Source organism: Pseudomonas sp. MWU16-30323 (assembly GCF_020515595.1).
GTDB classification, from domain to species: domain Bacteria; phylum Pseudomonadota; class Gammaproteobacteria; order Pseudomonadales; family Pseudomonadaceae; genus Aquipseudomonas; species Aquipseudomonas yamanorum.
Genome location: NZ_JAIWYM010000001.1, coordinates 595,602 through 611,429, shown reverse-complemented (window position 1 = coordinate 611,429; position 15,828 = coordinate 595,602). Strand labels below are relative to the sequence as shown.

Sequence of the window (15,828 nt, the reverse complement as noted above, 5' to 3'; positions counted from 1 at the left end):
TCAAAACCCTACGTAGCCGGCCGAATCGCCTTAATCAACGACTGCAACGAATACCCCAACCGCGACGCCAACCCCTCAGCCCGCGCAGACACCGCAGCCAGATCAAGCTCCTGATCCAGGTCCGCCGGCACCAAAAGAATCACATTCCCCTCCTTCACCGGCAACTCCCAATAATGTCGGTGATACAACCCACGCAACAATGCCGCCCCCAAAGGCTTGCCATCATCCGTAGCCCACTGATTAATCACCAGCCAGCCCCCCGGATTCAGCTTCTTCTGGCAGTTCTCCAGAAACGTCCAGGCCAGGTGCCCCACTCCAGGGCCAACATCCGTATACAGGTCGACAAAAATCAGGTCCGCCGACTCCGCAGTGGGCAGCAACTCCAACGCATCCCCAACGCGGATATACAGCCGAGGATCATCATCCAACCCCAAGTACTCAATAGCCAGGCGCGGCACATCAGGCCGCAACTCAATGGCCTCAACATCTTCCAAAGGCAAAAACTTCAGGCACGCCTGAGTCAAGGTCCCGGCGCCCAAGCCCAGGAACAACGCACTCTCCGGCTGCTCATGGCACAACGCCCCAATCAGCATCGCCCGGGTGTAGTCGTACTCGAGCCAACTCGGGTCAGCGGTAAACACGCAACTCTGCTCGATGGCATCGCCAAACTCGAGAAAGCGGTAATCGGCCACTTCCAGCACGCGGATCATGCCGAAGTCATCATGGACCTCGGCCAGCAGGCGCTCGACGCGCTCCTCAGACATTGCAACTCCTAACGGCGTGCCAACGGGAAAGGCGGGATTGTCGGCGAACCGGCGGCAGCAGGTCACGTACTAATTGCTGATAACATGACGGCCCGACCGCAAATCACTCGAGTTCATGATGAGCCAACCCTGGAGCCCCGACAGCTGGCGCGCCCTGCCGATCCAGCAACAACCCCAGTACCCTGACGCTGCGCACTTGGCGCAGGTCGAGCAGAACCTGGCGAGTTACCCGCCGCTGGTGTTTGCCGGTGAGGCCCGTGAATTGCGCCGTCAGTTTGCCGAGGTGACCCAGGGTCGCGCGTTCCTGTTGCAAGGTGGCGATTGCGCCGAGAGTTTTGCCGAGTTCTCGGCGGCGAAGATTCGCGACACCTTCAAGGTGCTGCTGCAGATGGCGATTGTGATGACCTTTGCCGCCGGTTGCCCGGTGGTCAAGGTCGGGCGCATGGCTGGCCAGTTCGCCAAGCCGCGTTCTTCCAACGATGAAACCATCGACGGCATCACCCTGCCCGCCTACCGTGGCGATATCGTCAACGGCATCGGTTTCGACGAAAAAAGCCGCGTGCCAGACCCGGACCGCCTGCTGCAGTCTTACCACCAGTCCACCGCTACCCTGAACCTGCTGCGGGCCTTTGCTCAGGGCGGTTTTGCCGACCTGCATCAGGTGCACAAGTGGAACCTGGACTTCATCGCCAACTCGGCCCTGGCCGAGAAGTACAGCCAACTGGCCGACCGCATCGACGAAACCCTGGCCTTCATGCGTGCCTGCGGCATGGACAGCTCGCCGCAACTGCGCGAGACCAGTTTCTTCACCGCCCACGAGGCGCTGCTGCTGAACTACGAACAAGCCTTCGTGCGCCGCGACAGCCTGACCAATGACTATTACGACTGCTCGGCACACATGCTGTGGATCGGTGACCGCACCCGCCAACTGGACGGTGCCCACGTCGAATTCCTGCGCGGGGTGAACAACCCGATCGGGGTCAAGGTCGGCCCGAGCATGAATCCCGATGACCTGATCCGCCTGATCGACATCCTTAACCCGGACAACGATCCGGGCCGCCTGAACCTGATTGCGCGCATGGGGGCGAACAAGGTCGGCGACCATCTGCCGAACCTGATCCGCGCGGTGCAACGTGAAGGCAAGCAGGTGCTGTGGAGTTCCGACCCGATGCACGGCAACACCATCAAGGCCAGCAGCGGCTACAAGACCCGGGACTTCGCGCAGATCCTCAGCGAAGTGAAGGAGTTCTTCCAGGTGCATGAAGCCGAAGGCACGTATGCCGGCGGGATTCATATCGAGATGACCGGCCAGAATGTCACCGAGTGCATCGGCGGCGCGCGGCCGATTACCGAAGACGGGCTGTCGGACCGCTATCACACCCACTGCGACCCTCGGATGAATGCCGATCAGTCGCTGGAATTGGCGTTCCTGATCGCCGAGACGCTAAAACAGGTCAAGCGCTAAGAGCGCCACCCGCAACCGTGCCGCACTGGCCCGCTGGCAATTGAGCTGGATCTGCTCAAGCCCGAGCCAGTCGGCCATCTGCCGCAGATTCAGGGCCAGCGCCTGCATCCCCTCCTCGTCCAGCCCCGGCTCCTCCTCGTGAACGGCATGCACCGCCAGGCGTCCGGCCGCCCGCTCCGCCCGTAGGTCCACCCGCGCGGCGATTCGCTCGTTGTGCAGGAACGGCAACACGTAATAGCCGTACACCCGCTTGTCCTGAGGCGTGTAGATCTCCAGCCGATAGCGGAAATCGAACAAACGCTCGGTACGGCTGCGCTCCCAGATCAGCGAATCAAAAGGCGATAACAGCGCGCTGGCGGGCACCTTGCGCGGGACTTTTGGCGCGGGCAGGCAATAAGCCGGCTGTTTCCAGCCCTGAACCTCGCACGTGATCAATTGCCCGTCCTCGACCAGTTCCGCCAGGCGCCCACGGCTGTCGGCCGGGTCGAGGCGGAAGTAGTCGCGCAGGTCTTTTTCGGTGCCCACCCCCAACGCCGTGGCGCTGTGCAGCAGTAAGCCGCGCTGCGCTTCGGCCTCGTCCAACGGGGCTTGCTGGAGAATGTCGGCCGGAATCACGCGTTCCGGCAGGTCATACAGCCGCTCAAAACCGCGACGCCCGGCCACGGTCACCTGGCCGGCAGCAAACAGCCATTCCAGCGCGTGCTTTTCATCGCTCCAGTCCCACCAGGGGCCGGCGCGTTCCTCGCGGGTCGACAAACTGCCCGCCCCCAAGGCGCCTTGTTGCTCAACGATGCCCAGCACCCGCGCGATAGTGGCCTGTTGCTCGCGACCAAACCGCGCCATTTGCTGGTAGATGCCCTGCCCTTGGGCGGCCCGCTCCATGCGCCAGCGCATCAACGGGTAAAGCGCCATGGGTAACAGCGAAGCCTCATGCCCCCAATACTCGAACAGCGAACGCCGCCGCCCGGAACTCCAGGCGGCCTGTTCAAGAATCAACGGAGAGTAGTTACCCAGCCGGGAAAACAGCGGCAGGTAGTGTGAGCGCACCACCGCATTCACCGAGTCAATCTGCAATACACCCAAACGCTCAACCAGGCGGTTGACCTGTGCGGCCTTGATCAACGCCGGCGGCTGGCGCCCGGAAAAGCCTTGGGCAGCCAGCGCCAGGCGCCGCGCCTGCTTGAGGGAAAAGGATAACTCTGCGGGCATGGGACTCTCCTTGTGTGCTCGCGAACCACCCTACTGCATCCCGCGTCATTTTCGCAGCGGATCTTCCCAAAAGTGCCGGCGGCTTTCCTGCTCGACATCGCCACGGTTGAGCCCGATGTCCTTGAGCGCCTCATCGCTCATGCTCATCAACAGTTGGCGTTCACGGTGCACGGTCAGCCACCGGGAACCCAGTTGGAGCAGCCCGGAAAACGGCCGCTTCGCCATCAGTACAAAGCCTCTTTGACCTTTCATCATCTCGCCCTCCAGTGGGGATGACTGAAGTCTGTGCCTGGCGCTATGATCAATCCAACGAATGTTTCTTATGCAATACATCTCGGAGATTGATCGATTGTCCAGCTACCCGAGTATCGACACTGAAGTGCTGCGCACCTTCGTCGCCATCGCTGATCAGGGTGGTTTTACTCGCGCCGGCGAGCAGGTCAACCGTACCCAATCGGCGGTGAGCATGCAGATGAAACGCCTGGAAGAGGATGTGTTGCAGCGCAAGTTGTTCGAGCGCGATGGCCGTCAGGTGCGGCTGACGCCCGAAGGCCAGGTGCTGCTGGGCTATGCCCGCAGGATTCTGAAACTGCACAGCGAGGTGTTCAACACCCTGCGTGAGCCGCACATGGTCGGGCTGGTGCGCATCGGCACGCCCGACGATTACGTGATGCGCTACTTGCCGGGGATTCTCAAGCGCTTCTCCAAGGCTTACCCGCTGATCCAGATTGAAATGCACTGCGAATCGTCGCCGGTGCTGATGCAGCGCCGGGATCTGGACTTGACGGTTATCAGCCGCGAACCGGGGAATGAAATCGGCGAACTGCTGCGCCATGAACGCATGGTCTGGGTGGCGGCGCCCTGCTTCTGCATGGATGAGCATACCGCCCTGCCCCTGGCCATTTCCGGCCTCGACAGCTTTTGCACGCAGTGGGCACGCGCCGCGCTGGACGCACAGGGGCAGGAGTATCGACTGGCGTATCACAGCTCCAACGGGGCCGCGATCCTGGCGGTGGTGGGTGCCGGCCTGGCCGTCACGATCAACATGGAAAGCCTGGTGACCGAAGACCTGCGCATATTGGGCGCGGCGGACGGCTTTCCACCGCTGCCGTCGGTCAATCTGCGGCTGTTGCGCAACCCGCGCACCACCTCGCCGATCACCGAATGCCTCGCCGAATACATCCTCGAAGGCTTTAAACTTTAAACGTCAGCATCACCGCACACACCGCCAGGAACCCGCAGAACAGTCCGCGCAACATACGCTCTGGCATGGCGTGGGCAACTTTCACCCCCCAACTGATGCTGAGCAGGCCGCCGACGGCCAGGGGCACGCCGATCAGCCAATCCACTTCATGGTGCCAGGCGTAGGTCACCAGGGTCACGCTGGTGCTCGGCAGCGCCAGGGCCAGCGACAGCCCCTGGGCGACCACCTGGCTGGTGCCGAAGATGCTGGTCAGCACTGGCGTGGCCACTACCGCGCCGCCTACGCCAAACAAGCCACCCATGGATCCGGACGCCGCGCCCAGCACCCCCAGCCACGGCCAGGAATAACGCATCTGCGCTGAAGGCGGTGCATTGTGGGTAAACATTCGCAGCAGGTTGTAGGACGCCAATACCAGTAGAAAGGCGATAAACCCTACGCGCATCACACCCGCATCAATGCCCACCGCCCAGATCGAGCCCAGCCAGGCGAAGGCAAACCCCATCACGCCCAGCGGTAATGCGTGACGCAGTTCAATCCGGTTGCGCTGGTGATAACGCCACAACGCGAGCATCACGTTCGGCACCACCATCACCAGGGCTGTGCCTTGGGCAATCTGTTGGTCCAGGCCAAAAAACACCCCCAGCACTGGAATCGCAATCAGCCCACCGCCAATACCGAACAAGCCGCCAACAGTGCCCAACGCGACACCCAGAGCCAAATACAACGCTAAATCTGTCACCACTTCGCCCCCGCCTATTCCCAGGCTTTGCATGCTACGCAGTCGGCTCTGGCGCGGAAACGCACAGCAACGCACAATGGCTGTGCCAATTTCGCATAAGCAGACGCTGATGAACCCCAACACCCTGACCGATCAACTCAGCCTGTTTCTCGACGTACTGGAAACCGGCAGCTTTTCCGCGGCCGCGCGGCGTCACCCGCTCACGCCCTCAGCGGTAGCGCGGCGCATCGACAGCCTGGAAGGCTCGGTGGGTAGCCGGCTGTTTCAACGCAGCACCCATGCCGTGGTGCCGACGCCTGCCGGCCTGGCGTTTGCCGAGCGCGCCCGCCGGATTGTCAGCGAGTTACAACTGGCGCGGGCCGAAGCGGTGTCGCTGAGCCATGCGCCTGAAGGGTTGATCCGCGTGGACGCCCCGGCCGCCTTCGGGCGACGGCACTTGGCGCCTGCCATTGCTGACTTTCTTAACGTGTACCCGGGCCTCGACGTACACCTGCACTTGATCGATAGCTTTGTTGACATGCAAGGCGAGCATTTGGGCAAAGTCGACCTGGTGCTGCGGGCCGGGCATATCGTCGATACCCGGCTGATCGCCACGCCCCTGGCCAGTATCGTGCGCATCGCCTGCGCCAGCCCGGCCTACCTGAAAAGCCGTGGTACCCCGACTCATCCCAGCCAGTTGAACGAACACGACGGCCTGGACTGGGAAGGCCTGGCGCCGATGTTCGCCTGGCGATTTGAACTGGACGGCCGCAAGACCACCTACCGCCCGCAACGCATTCGCATGAGCGCCAACAACGCCGAAGCCCTGCTCTCCGGGGCGCTGGCCGGACTTGGGGTTGCCCACCTGCCGACCTGGCTCGCCAGTGAATACCTGGTGCGCGGCGAACTGGTGCCGCTGTTCTGCGAGAACGGTTTGCCGACGCCTGAAACCGCCGGCATCTATGCCCTGCGCCTGGAGCAACACGCCAACGCCCGCAGCCGGTTATTGCTGGAATACCTCAAGGCACGCTTCAGCCCCGTGCCGCCGTGGGATCTTGCGCTGCAAAGCGCCTTCGGCTGACCAAGCGGACAGAATTGTCTGGCGCGTTAAACATTTGCCCGCTAGATTCGAAACCAGACACGTTTTAAGGCACTGCCATGACCAAGCCCCTCGATACCTGCGAATCCTTGCTGCTCGACAACCAACTGTGTTTTGCCCTGCATTCCACCTCGTTGTTGATGACCAAAGTCTACAAACCCCTGCTGCAAGCCCTCGGCCTCACCTACCCGCAGTACCTGGCGATGATGGTGCTCTGGGAAGAGGATGGCTTGACCGTCGGCGAAATCAGCAATCGCCTGCTGACGGATCCTGGTTCCTTGACGCCGCTGCTCAAACGCCTGGAAGCCGAAGGCCTGCTCAGCCGGACCCGTAGCCGGGAAGACGAGCGTGTGGTGGTGGTTGAGTTGACCGATGCCGGGCGTGCCCTGCGGAACAAGGCGATGGATATTCCGCAGTGCATTCTGGGCGCCAGCGGGATGGACATCGAACAACTGCGCAAACTGCAGGGCGATTTGCTGGCGCTGCGGAAAAACCTGAAAGTCTCCCTCTAAAGGCACCACGCATCAAAAATGTGGGAGCGGGCTTGCTCGCGAATGCGGTGTGACAGTCACTAGATGCATTGACTGATCCACTGCATTCGCGAGCGAGCCCGCTCCCACATTTGTTTGTGCAGAGCCTCGCCATCAAGGCAGGCAAAATATTTTCAAAATATATATTGCGTACTAACTATTTGCGCGATACATTCACCTCGCCACTTACTTAGCGCGCAAATAATTAGCGCAAATAAAGACGAGGAAATCACCATGCAAACTCTCTATACCGCAGTAGCCACCGCCACCGGCGGCCGCGATGGTCGCGCTGTTTCCAACGACAATATCCTCGATGTAAAACTCTCCACGCCAAAAGAGCTGGGCGGCGCGGGTGGCCAGGCCACCAACCCGGAACAACTGTTCGCCGCCGGCTATTCCGCCTGCTTTATCGGCGCATTGAAATTCGTCGCCAGCCAGACCAAACGCAAGATCCCGGATGACGCTTCGATCACTGCCCACGTCGGCATCGGTCAAATCCCCGGCGGTTTCGGCCTGGACATCGACCTGCACGTCAGCCTGCCCGGCCTGGCCCAGGACGAAGCACAAAGCCTGGTCGACGCGGCCCACCAGGTCTGCCCCTACTCCAACGCCACCCGTGGCAACGTCGATGTGCGCCTGCACGTGACCGTTTGAATCAAACCGCGCCCACAAAAAAGCCCGACTCATGGTCGGGCTTTTTTTGTCGTACGGTGGCGCAAGAATTACTTCTTGGCGCGACCTTTGTACGAACCACCTTCACGGGTGTCGATCTCGATCAGGTCGTCGATTTCGATGAAATCGGCCACTTGCAGTTCGGTACCGTTAGCCAGTTTGGCAGGCTTCATCACCTTGCCCGAAGTGTCGCCGCGAGCGGAACCTTCGGTGTAGGCAACCTTGCGCACGATAGTGGTCGGCAGCTCTACGGAAACCAGACGGTCTTCGAAGAAGATAGCTTCGCAGACGTCTTCCATGCCTTCTTCCACGAATGGCAGAACGGCTTCGATGTCTTCAGCGTTCAGCTCGTACATGGTGTAGTCGGTGGTGTCCATGAACGTGTAGGTGTCGCCGCTGATGAAGGACAGGGTCGCTTCTTTGCGGTCGAGGATCACGTCGTCCAGTTTGTCATCGGCGCTGTAGACGATCTCGGTCTTGTAACCGGTCAGCAGGTTCTTCAGCTTGGTCTTCATGATTGCGCTGTTACGACCAGACTTGGTGAACTCAGCTTTCTGAACCAGCCAAGGGTCGTTTTCGAGACGGATCACTGTACCGGGTTTCAGTTCTTTACCAGTTTTCATTGCGAATATCCGAAATTTGGATGGGATTTACAAAAATCAAGGTCGCGTATCATATCCAATTTACATAAAACTGTACCAGCGCCGTCGCAAGATCGGTCCGCGAGCCTTGTTCCAGAGCCCATTTCTCGGCATTCGCGGTCACTTCAGGCCAGTGTTCCAGCAGCATTTTCCAGCTATGTGCCATATCGCCATCAGCGTTCCAGGCCTGCCAAAGGCTGACCAACGCGACTTTCGCGGCCGGTGACAAGCCTTCGGTATACAGCTCGAGAAAGGCGTCCAGCTTGTCCAGGTGAATGTCTTCGTCCTGGCGATAGATATGCCACAACAGCGGCCGCCCGGCCCATTGCGCCCGCACAAACGAGTCTTCGCCGCGCACGGCGTTGAAGTCGCAGCACCACAACAGGCGGTCGTATTGCTCCTGGCGCACGAACGGCAGCACTTGCACGGTCAACCCGTCGCGCCGGTGCACATCGCCGACGTTCAGCGACTCCACACCCAGCCAGCGCTGTACATCGCCGAGAATCCGTCCCTCTGGCACCAGCAGATGGGTAGCGCGCCCATCGGCCGCCAGCACGTCGAGCCAACTGGCCAGCCCGGCGTTTTCATAGGCGAACAACGACATCAGTCGCGCACCGGCTGCCGGGAAAACCCCAAGCGCCTGCAAAAACTGTTGCCGGGCGATGGCGTCTTGCTGGAAGGCATCGCGCTGTTCCAGCAGCCCGTCCTCGCGCAGCAAGCCGCCGGTACCGGGACGGAACCCCGGAAAGAAGAAGTACTTTTGCACGCCTTTGAATTTCACCGACGGCAAACCGTGGCAACCCACCACCCAGTCCTCGGCGCTCAGGTAATCCAGGTTCATCCACAGCGGCGGGCGTTCGCGTGCGGCCATCGCTTCCATATAGTCAGGCGGCAGTTGGCAGGCGAACGCGGCGATCACCACGTCGGCCGCCTCGGTCGCCGGCCAGTCGGAAGGCCAGTAGCGCACATCAACGCCCTCTTGCCACTGCTGGTGCGCCTGCACATCAATCTCGGGGCACATGCGTTCAAACGCCCGCAGGTCATCGACCCACAGGCGCACCCCACAACCGTGTTCCGCTACCAATTGCCGGGCCAGGCGCCAGGTCACGCCGATGTCGCCGTAGTTATCGACGACGCTGCAAAAAATATCCCAGCGGGCTTTCATTCCGGGCTCCAACGCTCAAAGGCTCGATTGTCCGTATAAATGCCTCGATTGCGAAGGGTTGATCGCGATTATTCTGCGCGCGGCTGTGGGACAATCGGCGCCATGCCGCACGTGCCTGCCAGGAGGCCATCATGTCTGATCGTTCGTTCTCACTGTTCAAACTCAGTATCGCCGTGGCCTTCGGCCTGTGGCTGGGGTTTATCGCCATTGTGCTGAGCCTGTGGCTGGCGTCCCGCTACCTGCCTGAGCAAACCGTAGCCCCAGTGGCCCGAGTGGTGCAGCAACTGGGCAAGCCGGAGGTGGTTGCACCGGAGCCGCCGAACCGCATGTTCGAGCAGTACCAGGAGAACCTGCGCAAGCAGGAGCAACAGCAAACCCTGGACCAGGCCCGCAACAACCCACGCAACCTGTCCAACCCCAAATGCCAGTTCTGGCTGCAACAGGACCAGAACGCTCCCAACGACAAGAGCCGGGCCAACGTCCTGCAATTTTGCAATTGATCACGAAAGCCGCCCATGAATAAGCACGCCGTTCACCAACTGGTCCTGGACAAACTCGCGGTCGATCTCGATATCGCCCAGCGCGCGGCACAAACCGCGTACGAAACCGCGACCCACGAAGAAAACATCGCCGAGAACAAGTACGACACCCTGGGACTGGAGGCGTCTTACCTGGCCGCCGGCCAGGCCCGGCGCGTCGAGGAAATCAAGCTGGCGCTGACGCTCTGCCAGACCATGCAACTGCGTACCTACGATGACCAGCGCGGGATCGAAGTGGGCGCATTGCTGGGGCTGGTGGATGAAAACGATCGCCAGCAGTGGCTATTCCTGGCGCCGGACGGCGCAGGCTTGAAGGTCGATGTGGTGGGGCAACCGGTGACCGTCATCACCCCACGCTCGCCCCTGGGCAAAAGCCTGCTGGGCAAGTTCGAAGGGGATGAGGTGGAGATTCTGGTGGAGGGCGCTCGGCAACAGTTTGCTGTTACCGAGGTCAAGTAAGCCGATCAGTGAACCGGTAGTTCAACGCCGTCGAACAGTTCTTCCAGTTCCTGCTTGTTGTGGCACTGAATGGCCTTGGCCATCACTTCGCGCGTCAGGTGCGGCGCGAACTTCTCGATGAAGTCGCACATGAACCCCCGCAGGAAGGTGCCGCGACGGAAACCGATCTTGGTCACGCTGGACTCGAACAGTTCGCTGGCATCGAGCACCACCAGGTCGCTGTCGAGCTTGGTGTCGACCGCCATCTTGGCGACGATACCGACGCCCAGGCCCAGGCGTACATAAGTCTTGATGACGTCGGCGTCGGCAGCGGTGAACACCACTTTCGGCGTCAGGCCGCGATGGCTGAAGGCTTCGTCGAGTTTCGAACGACCGGTGAAACCGAATACGTAAGTCACGATCGGGTATTCAGCCAGGGCTTCAAGTGTCAGCTTCGGCAGCTTGGCCAGAGGGTGACCTTGAGGCACCACGACGCAGCGGTTCCAGCGGTAGCACGGCATCATCACCAGGTCGCCGAACAACTCCAGGGCTTCGGTGGCAATCGCGAAATCGACAGTGCCGTCGGCGGCCATCTCGGCGATCTGCATCGGCGAACCCTGGTGCATGTGCAACGCCACGTCCGGGTACTGCTTGATAAAGCTGCTGATCACCGGCGGCAACGCATAACGCGCCTGGGTGTGGGTGGTGGCGATCGACAGGGTGCCTTTCTTCTCGTTGGAGAATTCCTGGGCGATCTGCTTGATGCTTTCGACCTTGCGCAGGATCTCGCCGGCGGTGGTGATGATGCGCTCACCGGCGGGGGTGACGCGGGTCAGGTGCTTGCCGCTGCGCGCGAACACTTCCACGCCCAACTCATCTTCGAGCAGGCGGATCTGCTTGCTGATACCGGGTTGCGAGGTGTAAAGGCTTTGAGCGGTAGCGGAAACGTTGAGGTCGTGGTGCGCCACTTCCCAGATGTAGCGCAGTTGTTGAAGCTTCATATGTGTCCCTCAAAGCGGATAGACGCCACGGGTATCAGCGACGGTATATAACTATATTAAAGGTCAGACTGATAAATCTAGAACTTTTTATCGTTTTTTACCCATCACACGTCATCACTGCGGCGGCGCTGTAAAAGTGGCACCAGGTACACCGGCACCTGAGACAGCTGCAGCACCCGTGCAGCGGTTCTTCCCAGGGGGGTCGCCACACCGACCGCCTGGCTGTGACTACCTACGATCAACAAATCCACAGAGAGTTTCTGCGACTGGTCGAGAATCACTTCACAGGGGTCGCCCTGGATCACCCGCACCGAACGGATCAACTTGAGGTCCTGCTCCCCTTCCCCCAGCTCTTCGCGAAAACTGTCGAGCACCCGTTGCTCGATGGTCGCCATCACTGTCGTCAGGCCCTGGCTTTGCCATTCACTCAAGGCCTTCTCATCAAGGTAGCTCTGCAACACCGATTCGGCGAACAGCCCGATGGGCTCGACCACGTGAATCACATACAGATCGGCCTTGAACGTTCGTGCCAGCGCCAGGGCATGTTGCATCACATAAGGTGCATAGAGACCGAGGTCAGTGGCGTACAGCATCGAACGAATCATAGAACCTCCTGGGTAGCCAGGATGGCGGGGATTGATTCAGCTTAGCAGCGCCTTTGGCAGTGCTCAGCCCTCGGTCTGAATTTTCAACTCGTTGCTGATGCCGTGGGGGACGTGCCCGGTGGCCACGAACTCCCGGGCCTTCTCGCAATGCCCTTCCTGGTCATCGAAAAACACATCGGCGGCAAAGGCCTCGAGGAACGCCGACTTTTCCAGGCCACCGAGAAACAGCGACTCGTCGAGACGGATATCCCATTCCCGCAGGGTGCGAATCACCCGCTCGTGGGACGGCGCCGAACGGGCGGTGACCAGTGCAGTACGGATCGGGCAGGACTCGTCCGGGAACTCGCGCTGCAACAAGTTGAGCGCCGCCAGGAACCCCTTGAACGGACCTCCGCGCAACGGCTCGCGCGCCGACTCCCGCTCGCTGGCCTGGAAGGCTTCAAGGCCTCCCGACTGGTAGATACGCTCGGACTCATCGGAAAACAGCACCGCGTCGCCGTCGAAGGCAATCCGCAATTCGGCACTGGAGGCCCGACGTGCGCCGCCCGACAGGATGGTCGCTGCGGCAAACCCGGCATCCAGGGCGCTGCGCACATCCTCGGCATGGGTGGACAGAAACAGATGGCAGCCAAACGCTGCCAGGTAGGGATAAGGACTGCGCCCGCCGACGAAGGCGGCGCGGGAGATGTCCAGGCCGTAATGCTGGATCGAATTGAACACGCGCAGGCCGGTGTCGGCACTGTTGCGCGACACCAGCACCACCTCGACCCGGGCACGGCCGAGGCTGGCGTTGAGGCTCAGGAGTTTCTTCACCAGCGGGAAGGCGTCGCCGGGTTCGAGGATTTCATCCTCGTGGTCGATCTGGTACTTGCGATACGTCTCGACCCCTTGGGCCAGGTAGACCTTGTGGCTTTCGCTCAGGTCGAACAGCGCCCGCGAGGAAATCGCCAGCACCAGTTTGTCGCCCAATCCCTTTGCCATGGTGTTGCCTCCCATCAGCGGTTATGCCGATCCATAAAACTCAAGGCCTGGTACAGCGCTTGCATTCTTGGCAGTTCACAACCCGCCGCCTTCGCCGCCGCCAAGGGGCGTGCGTAAATCGCCGCCAGTTCCAGCGGGCGCTTGTGCACGTAATCGTGATACATGCTGGGCAGGTAGTCATCCATGCTTTCCGTCATGGTGAACATCTGCCCGGCGTAACTGGCGGGGATTTCATGCCCGCAGGCGTGGGCGCCCTGCACCACTTCCGCCATCAGCGCCTGGATCAGTTCACGGCTGGATTCATCCGCCATCATCGCCGTGGTGCCAGTGCCGAACACGACGGAGAGACCGTTGTAAGGCACGTTCCACACCAGTTTATGCCAGCGTGCCTGATGCACATTGGCCATGGCCTGGGAGTCGATACCGGCCTGGTGAAACAGCGCGGCGCCTGCTTCGACAATGGCCTGCCGATGAGTGTCATCGTTGGCCGCGGGGCCACTGTGGTAACCCAGGTTGACCCGGCCCAGCGCCTGATGCTCGACAACTCCGGGGCCGGAACGGTGCACGCCGATGTAGCACAGGCCACCCAGCAAGTGCAGCGACGGCGGCAAGTGTTCCCGCAGGCTGTCTTCGACATCGAGGCCGTTTTGCAGCAGCACCACCTTGGCGTCCGGGGCGGCGATCTGGGCGATGGTTGGAGCCAGTTCGACATTCCCCGTCGACTTGGTGCCCACCAGCAGCCAGTCGCACGGCGGCATGTCTGCGGCGCGGGCATAGGCCTGCACCGGGTGCAGGTGCACGGTTCCGTGGATTGTGCTGTTGAGTTGCAGGCCGCGCTCGCTGACCGCCGCGTACTCGCTGCGCAGCAGGAAATGCACATCGAAGCCGGCACGCGCGAGCATCACCCCGTAGAAGCCACCGATGGCCCCGGTGCCGATAATCCCGATCCGTGGCGACTGTGTTTTTGCAACTTCGGTCATGGCAATTCCTCTGGTAGTCGTTTGAGCGCCTGCTGCACACCTTGCGTCAGGTCGCCGGCGGTCAGACGCGTCAGTGACGCTAATATTCCATGGAATTTCCCGTCGCACACCACAAACAACGCGGGCAGATGAAAGATCTCGTAGCGCTCTACCGCGCCGCCATTGTGGCCAGCATCCACCCAACAGACCCGGTCCACCGGCAAGTCCCAACCCGGCAGTTGCTGGTGCAGGAAGCGGCAGCGCGAGCATCCGTCACCAGTGAACACCACCAGCGAGGTGCCGGGAAGCCCCAATAATTGCTGGTCGATATCCAGATCGGTAAGGTGCAGTTCTTTCACTATGCTGCTGCCACCGCCGTCAACTGGACGGTGCTCGGAGTCCGTGTGCATGGGTCGTTTCTTTCCTCACCCTGATGATGTCGCTGTCGAATTAACCCAACGTCCCATTTCCGGCATTTCCCGCCAACGGCTGCACACTATCGGCCTGGGCGGCGTCGCATGCAATTACCCGGGCGGGCGCCCATTGCACTTTTTGTGCAGACGCCGCGGGATTAAAGCGGCCTTTGCCCATTGTCTCGCAGCCTTGTAACGCGCTAAGGTTCGGCTCCCCGCTGCACTTAAATCATGCTGTGCTCCGCCGCACGGGGATCGCTGGCGGCCGGCACCCGTGACCCTGACGAGTAACACGATGGCTGATTTACCGATCAACGACCTTAACGTCGAATCCAACGAGACCCTGATCACACCCGATCAGCTCAAGCGCGAAATCCCCCTGAGCGACGCTGCCCTGCAGACCGTCACCAAGGGCCGCGAAGTCATCCGTGAGATTCTCGACGGCACCGACCACCGCCTGTTCGTGGTCATCGGGCCGTGCTCGATCCATGACCTCAAGGCTGCCCACGAGTACGCCGAGCGCCTGAAGGTGCTGGCGGCAGAAGTGTCCGACACCTTGTACCTGGTGATGCGCGTCTATTTCGAGAAGCCGCGTACCACCGTCGGCTGGAAAGGCTTGATCAACGACCCGTACCTGGACGACTCCTTCAAGATCCAGGATGGCCTGCACATCGGTCGTCAATTGCTGCTGGACCTGGCGGAAATGGGCCTGCCGACGGCAACCGAAGCCCTGGACCCGATTTCCCCGCAGTACCTGCAAGACCTGATCAGCTGGTCGGCGATTGGTGCACGTACCACCGAATCCCAGACTCACCGGGAAATGGCTTCCGGCCTGTCCTCGGCGGTCGGTTTCAAGAACGGCACCGACGGCGGCCTGACAGTGGCGATCAACGCCCTGCAGTCGGTGTCCAGCCCGCACCGTTTCCTGGGTATCAACCAGGAAGGTGGCGTGTCCATCGTCACCACCAAGGGCAATGCCTACGGTCACGTGGTACTGCGTGGCGGCAACGGCAAGCCCAACTATGATTCGGTCAGCGTGGCCCTGTGCGAACAGGCGCTGAACAAGGCGAAGATCAAGCCGAACATCATGGTCGATTGCAGCCACGCCAACTCCAACAAGGACCCGGCCCTGCAACCGCTGGTGATGGAGAACGTGGCCAACCAGATTCTGGAAGGCAACCAGTCGATCATCGGCCTGATGGTCGAAAGCCACCTGAACTGGGGCTGCCAGGCGATTCCAAAGGATCTGGCCGACCTGCAATACGGCGTGTCGATCACCGATGCCTGCATTGACTGGGCTGCCACCGAGACCACCTTGCGCAGCATGCATGCCAAGCTCAAGGACGTGTTGCCCAAGCGCCAACGCGGCTGAGCAAACACTGCGGACACAAAAACGCCGGGCTGAACCCGGCGTTTTTTTTGATC

General features: G+C 60.9%; 19 protein-coding genes and 1 pseudogene. 9 read left to right on the top strand and 11 right to left on the bottom strand.

Going from position 1 to position 15,828, the window contains the following annotated elements; genetic code table 11:
• Nucleotides 1–8 precede the first annotated feature (8 nt).
• Complete coding sequence (locus LIY45_RS02920; protein ID WP_017477383.1) at nucleotides 9–764, bottom strand: spermidine synthase; 756 nt, start codon at nucleotides 762–764, stop codon at nucleotides 9–11.
• Nucleotides 765–882: 118 nt separating this feature from the next.
• On the opposite strand from LIY45_RS02920, the gene LIY45_RS02915 reads away from it, so the two are divergent.
• Nucleotides 883–2,229, top strand: a complete 1,347-nt coding sequence (locus LIY45_RS02915) for a 3-deoxy-7-phosphoheptulonate synthase class II (protein WP_017477382.1) — start codon at nucleotides 883–885, stop codon at nucleotides 2,227–2,229.
• Here the strand turns inward: LIY45_RS02915 and LIY45_RS02910 are convergent.
• The gene (locus LIY45_RS02910; protein ID WP_226475249.1) at nucleotides 2,209–3,438 is read right to left on the bottom strand and encodes a winged helix-turn-helix domain-containing protein; all 1,230 of its coding nucleotides are present in this window, start codon (nucleotides 3,436–3,438) and stop codon (nucleotides 2,209–2,211) included. The genes LIY45_RS02915 and LIY45_RS02910 overlap by 21 nt on opposite strands.
• A gap of 45 nt (nucleotides 3,439–3,483) precedes the next feature.
• Nucleotides 3,484–3,690 (bottom strand): DUF1127 domain-containing protein, encoded by a 207-nt coding sequence (locus tag LIY45_RS02905; protein ID WP_026077947.1) that lies wholly within the window; start codon nucleotides 3,688–3,690, stop codon nucleotides 3,484–3,486.
• A 70-nt stretch (nucleotides 3,691–3,760) separates the two neighbouring features.
• On the opposite strand from LIY45_RS02905, the gene LIY45_RS02900 reads away from it, so the two are divergent.
• Nucleotides 3,761–4,642 carry a LysR family transcriptional regulator gene (locus LIY45_RS02900; RefSeq protein WP_226475248.1) on the top strand — a complete coding sequence of 294 codons (882 nt, stop codon included), beginning with the start codon at nucleotides 3,761–3,763 and terminating at the stop codon, nucleotides 4,640–4,642.
• Here LIY45_RS02900 and LIY45_RS02895 read toward each other — a convergent pair.
• The gene (locus LIY45_RS02895) at nucleotides 4,632–5,381 is read right to left on the bottom strand and encodes a sulfite exporter TauE/SafE family protein (protein WP_226475268.1); all 750 of its coding nucleotides are present in this window, start codon (nucleotides 5,379–5,381) and stop codon (nucleotides 4,632–4,634) included. The genes LIY45_RS02900 and LIY45_RS02895 overlap by 11 nt on opposite strands.
• A gap of 109 nt (nucleotides 5,382–5,490) precedes the next feature.
• Between LIY45_RS02895 and LIY45_RS02890 the strand changes: the two genes are divergently transcribed.
• From LIY45_RS02890 to LIY45_RS02880, 3 genes are all read left to right on the top strand, one after another.
• Complete coding sequence (locus LIY45_RS02890) at nucleotides 5,491–6,441, top strand: LysR family transcriptional regulator (RefSeq protein ID WP_226475246.1); 951 nt, start codon at nucleotides 5,491–5,493, stop codon at nucleotides 6,439–6,441.
• Nucleotides 6,442–6,518: 77 nt separating this feature from the next.
• Nucleotides 6,519–6,971: a MarR family transcriptional regulator gene (locus LIY45_RS02885; RefSeq protein WP_226475245.1), complete on the top strand. Its 453-nt coding sequence runs from the start codon at nucleotides 6,519–6,521 to the stop codon at nucleotides 6,969–6,971.
• Between the two features lie 252 nt (nucleotides 6,972–7,223).
• Nucleotides 7,224–7,643, top strand: coding sequence for an organic hydroperoxide resistance protein (locus LIY45_RS02880; RefSeq protein WP_017477375.1), 420 nt, complete (start codon nucleotides 7,224–7,226; stop codon nucleotides 7,641–7,643).
• A gap of 68 nt (nucleotides 7,644–7,711) precedes the next feature.
• Here LIY45_RS02880 and LIY45_RS02875 read toward each other — a convergent pair whose 3' ends face one another.
• Nucleotides 7,712–8,284, bottom strand: a complete 573-nt coding sequence (locus tag LIY45_RS02875; protein ID WP_003218698.1) for an elongation factor P — start codon at nucleotides 8,282–8,284, stop codon at nucleotides 7,712–7,714.
• Nucleotides 8,285–8,333: 49 nt separating this feature from the next.
• Nucleotides 8,334–9,467 carry an elongation factor P maturation arginine rhamnosyltransferase EarP gene (gene earP / locus LIY45_RS02870; protein WP_226475243.1) on the bottom strand — a complete coding sequence of 378 codons (1,134 nt, stop codon included), beginning with the start codon at nucleotides 9,465–9,467 and terminating at the stop codon, nucleotides 8,334–8,336.
• A 131-nt stretch (nucleotides 9,468–9,598) separates the two neighbouring features.
• Here earP and LIY45_RS02865 point away from each other — a divergent pair, with 131 nt between their 5' ends.
• Nucleotides 9,599–9,967: a hypothetical protein gene (locus LIY45_RS02865; RefSeq protein ID WP_226475242.1), complete on the top strand. Its 369-nt coding sequence runs from the start codon at nucleotides 9,599–9,601 to the stop codon at nucleotides 9,965–9,967.
• A 15-nt stretch (nucleotides 9,968–9,982) separates the two neighbouring features.
• Entirely contained in the window at nucleotides 9,983–10,465 is a 483-nt protein-coding gene (locus tag LIY45_RS02860; RefSeq protein ID WP_226475241.1) for a transcription elongation factor GreAB, read from the top strand.
• Nucleotides 10,466–10,470: 5 nt separating this feature from the next.
• On the opposite strand, the gene cysB is transcribed toward LIY45_RS02860, so the two are convergent.
• From cysB to LIY45_RS02835, 5 genes are all read right to left on the bottom strand, one after another.
• The gene (gene cysB / locus LIY45_RS02855; protein WP_010176165.1) at nucleotides 10,471–11,445 is read right to left on the bottom strand and encodes an HTH-type transcriptional regulator CysB; all 975 of its coding nucleotides are present in this window, start codon (nucleotides 11,443–11,445) and stop codon (nucleotides 10,471–10,473) included.
• A gap of 104 nt (nucleotides 11,446–11,549) precedes the next feature.
• A complete protein-coding gene (locus LIY45_RS02850; protein ID WP_017477371.1) occupies nucleotides 11,550–12,050 on the bottom strand; it encodes a universal stress protein in 501 nt (166 codons plus the stop codon).
• A 63-nt stretch (nucleotides 12,051–12,113) separates the two neighbouring features.
• Entirely contained in the window at nucleotides 12,114–13,031 is a 918-nt protein-coding gene (locus LIY45_RS02845) for a 5'-nucleotidase (RefSeq protein WP_017477370.1), read from the bottom strand.
• 14 nt (nucleotides 13,032–13,045) lie between these two features.
• The gene (locus LIY45_RS02840; RefSeq protein WP_226475240.1) at nucleotides 13,046–14,011 is read right to left on the bottom strand and encodes a putative 2-dehydropantoate 2-reductase; all 966 of its coding nucleotides are present in this window, start codon (nucleotides 14,009–14,011) and stop codon (nucleotides 13,046–13,048) included.
• A complete protein-coding gene (locus LIY45_RS02835) occupies nucleotides 14,008–14,400 on the bottom strand; it encodes a thioredoxin (protein ID WP_226475239.1) in 393 nt (130 codons plus the stop codon). The genes LIY45_RS02840 and LIY45_RS02835 overlap by 4 nt, the downstream gene beginning before the upstream one ends.
• Here LIY45_RS02835 and LIY45_RS02830 point away from each other — a divergent pair.
• Both LIY45_RS02830 and LIY45_RS02825 read left to right on the top strand, forming a co-directional pair.
• Nucleotides 14,399–14,518 (top strand): annotated as a pseudogene (locus tag LIY45_RS02830) (PilZ domain-containing protein); the annotation flags it as partial. The gene LIY45_RS02835 and the pseudogene LIY45_RS02830 overlap by 2 nt on opposite strands.
• A gap of 180 nt (nucleotides 14,519–14,698) precedes the next feature.
• Complete coding sequence (locus LIY45_RS02825) at nucleotides 14,699–15,775, top strand: 3-deoxy-7-phosphoheptulonate synthase (protein WP_017477367.1); 1,077 nt, start codon at nucleotides 14,699–14,701, stop codon at nucleotides 15,773–15,775.
• The last annotated feature ends 53 nt before the right edge of the window (nucleotides 15,776–15,828 follow it).

What these genes read in the sequence shown, in the direction of transcription:
- LIY45_RS02920 (WP_017477383.1), bottom strand. Translation starts at nt 764, where the DNA reads ATGTCTGAGGAGCGCGTCGAGCGCCTGCTGGCCGAGGTCCATGATGAC.
- LIY45_RS02915 (WP_017477382.1), top strand. Translation starts at nt 883, where the DNA reads ATGAGCCAACCCTGGAGCCCCGACAGCTGGCGCGCCCTGCCGATCCAG.
- LIY45_RS02910 (WP_226475249.1), bottom strand. Translation starts at nt 3,438, where the DNA reads ATGCCCGCAGAGTTATCCTTTTCCCTCAAGCAGGCGCGGCGCCTGGCG.
- LIY45_RS02905 (WP_026077947.1), bottom strand. Translation starts at nt 3,690, where the DNA reads ATGAAAGGTCAAAGAGGCTTTGTACTGATGGCGAAGCGGCCGTTTTCC.
- LIY45_RS02900 (WP_226475248.1), top strand. Translation starts at nt 3,761, where the DNA reads ATGCAATACATCTCGGAGATTGATCGATTGTCCAGCTACCCGAGTATC.
- LIY45_RS02890 (WP_226475246.1), top strand. Translation starts at nt 5,491, where the DNA reads ATGAACCCCAACACCCTGACCGATCAACTCAGCCTGTTTCTCGACGTA.
- LIY45_RS02885 (WP_226475245.1), top strand. Translation starts at nt 6,519, where the DNA reads ATGACCAAGCCCCTCGATACCTGCGAATCCTTGCTGCTCGACAACCAA.
- LIY45_RS02880 (WP_017477375.1), top strand. Translation starts at nt 7,224, where the DNA reads ATGCAAACTCTCTATACCGCAGTAGCCACCGCCACCGGCGGCCGCGAT.
- LIY45_RS02875 (WP_003218698.1), bottom strand. Translation starts at nt 8,284, where the DNA reads ATGAAAACTGGTAAAGAACTGAAACCCGGTACAGTGATCCGTCTCGAA.
- earP (WP_226475243.1), bottom strand. Translation starts at nt 9,467, where the DNA reads ATGAAAGCCCGCTGGGATATTTTTTGCAGCGTCGTCGATAACTACGGC.
- LIY45_RS02865 (WP_226475242.1), top strand. Translation starts at nt 9,599, where the DNA reads ATGTCTGATCGTTCGTTCTCACTGTTCAAACTCAGTATCGCCGTGGCC.
- LIY45_RS02860 (WP_226475241.1), top strand. Translation starts at nt 9,983, where the DNA reads ATGAATAAGCACGCCGTTCACCAACTGGTCCTGGACAAACTCGCGGTC.
- cysB (WP_010176165.1), bottom strand. Translation starts at nt 11,445, where the DNA reads ATGAAGCTTCAACAACTGCGCTACATCTGGGAAGTGGCGCACCACGAC.
- LIY45_RS02850 (WP_017477371.1), bottom strand. Translation starts at nt 12,050, where the DNA reads ATGATTCGTTCGATGCTGTACGCCACTGACCTCGGTCTCTATGCACCT.
- LIY45_RS02845 (WP_017477370.1), bottom strand. Translation starts at nt 13,031, where the DNA reads ATGGCAAAGGGATTGGGCGACAAACTGGTGCTGGCGATTTCCTCGCGG.
- LIY45_RS02840 (WP_226475240.1), bottom strand. Translation starts at nt 14,011, where the DNA reads ATGACCGAAGTTGCAAAAACACAGTCGCCACGGATCGGGATTATCGGC.
- LIY45_RS02835 (WP_226475239.1), bottom strand. Translation starts at nt 14,400, where the DNA reads ATGCACACGGACTCCGAGCACCGTCCAGTTGACGGCGGTGGCAGCAGC.
- LIY45_RS02825 (WP_017477367.1), top strand. Translation starts at nt 14,699, where the DNA reads ATGGCTGATTTACCGATCAACGACCTTAACGTCGAATCCAACGAGACC.